Annotated in this window: 1 protein-coding gene; it reads left to right on the top strand. The window is 51.6% G+C overall.

Annotated elements, in window-relative coordinates; all coding sequences use genetic code 11:
* Positions 1-58: 58 nt before the first annotated feature.
* A complete protein-coding gene (locus BM174_RS20715; RefSeq protein ID WP_093925677.1) occupies positions 59-1,507 on the top strand; it encodes an NACHT domain-containing protein in 1,449 nt (482 codons plus the stop codon).
* The last annotated feature ends 83 nt before the right edge of the window (positions 1,508-1,590 follow it).

Below are 1,590 nucleotides of genomic sequence, written 5' to 3'. Positions count from 1 at the left end.
CCTCCGGTCGGGCTACGCCCTCCCTTCAGCACACACCCGCCGCGACGTCTCATCCTGATTGACGCTGAGTCTCATCCAGTTTGTCGCGCTGCACAATATCGCCTCCCAAGACAAAACGCAGCTATATAGCGCGGGGTTTCATGGCATTCTAGCCGTCCTTGAAGCAATCGGTCCTACGGGACCAAATATACCTAACGTTCTCTCGAACTTGAAGTCCGGTTTTGGCGCACTTGCCGGAACTACAGACGACGCCCCAGGAAATCGAGCGTGGGTTTGGGCTTTCAAGACACTTAGTTGCGCAGCCAGCGAAGTTCTCAGAGCTGAGCGAATTAAAGCCCCGTTATCTGCGAAAAAGGACGAAGCGGTTCAGCAGTTCTTGTCCGCCGCGGTGCAATTCGATGGAGCTGAACTTGAAAGCCTTACGCTGCTGAATCCCAGTCTATCAACTCTGTTTAACAAAGCGCGCGCAGCTTTGGGTCCGATGATCCTAAAAGCGACAACGGGTATGGATCTGGAGGTGACTACATTAGACGAGCGTTTCAGTCGGGCGCTGCGCACCGGTTCAAACCGCACCCTTTGCGAAGATCCTGAATATTTTAGAACTCTTGAAGACGGATTAACAGGTCTGGCTGGCGAAAGCGCTAGGCGCGACGGACATTGGGCCCGCCATGCCCATTGGATTTCCCACCAATTCACTGACGCGCCAACCTTCTCTCCGGATGAGGATGAAATCATCCCACTAGAATCCGTTTATTTACCATCGCGCTGCTTTTGGCACGACACCATTAAAATTGAGGACGAGGATGGCGAAGAAAAGTGGCAAACCTATGCACACGTGGCGGACCTACATAAAACAGCCGTAGACTGGCTTTCTTGCGACGCTCAGCATGATCCGCTTTGTGTTGTCACAGGAGGTCCCGGAAGCGGCAAGTCCTCATTTGCACGAGCCTTCGCGCATGAAGTGATCCAAGGCGGTACTTTTCGCGTGCTTTTTATTCAACTCCAACACATGACCCTTTCAGGGTCTCTTCACGATGATATCGTACGGTATGTTGACCGCCGCGACACCGCAACTGGCAAGCATGGCAGCCCCGGCATAGCAGGAAACCCATTCGATTGGCGCAAAACCGATGAAAAGCCCGTTTTGATGATATTTGATGGACTGGACGAGCTTTCAACCAAAGAAGAAGACGGCGAGCGTAATGCTCGGGAACTGCTGCTTGCTCTTAAGCTATTGCTTTCACCTTTGAATGCAGATGGAACACCCATACGTGCCATGGTTTTAGGGCGTAATTTGGCCTGCCAAGGTGCAATGGAAACGGCTAATATACCATTAAATACGATGCTCAACATAGCACCTATTGCGGAGATGACTTCAGCGACCTGCTCAATGTCGTCAAAGAATGTTAAAGAAGTCAAAGACCCCGACAGCTTGATGGCTCTCGATCAGCGAGCGGAGTATTGGCGGAAATGGGCTACTCTTAAATGGTTTGACCGGCTTTGTTGATGGCGTGGATGCCCCCACCTACCGGCATCGTAATGTGCCACTTTGATGTTTCAGAAAGCATCACTCAAAGGGAGAGCATCCAT

The sequence above is a fragment of the Sulfitobacter brevis genome, from assembly GCF_900112755.1.
GTDB classification, from domain to species: domain Bacteria; phylum Pseudomonadota; class Alphaproteobacteria; order Rhodobacterales; family Rhodobacteraceae; genus Sulfitobacter; species Sulfitobacter brevis.
Note: the sequence above shows the minus strand (reverse complement) of the source record. Positions and strands in the feature narration are given on the sequence as shown.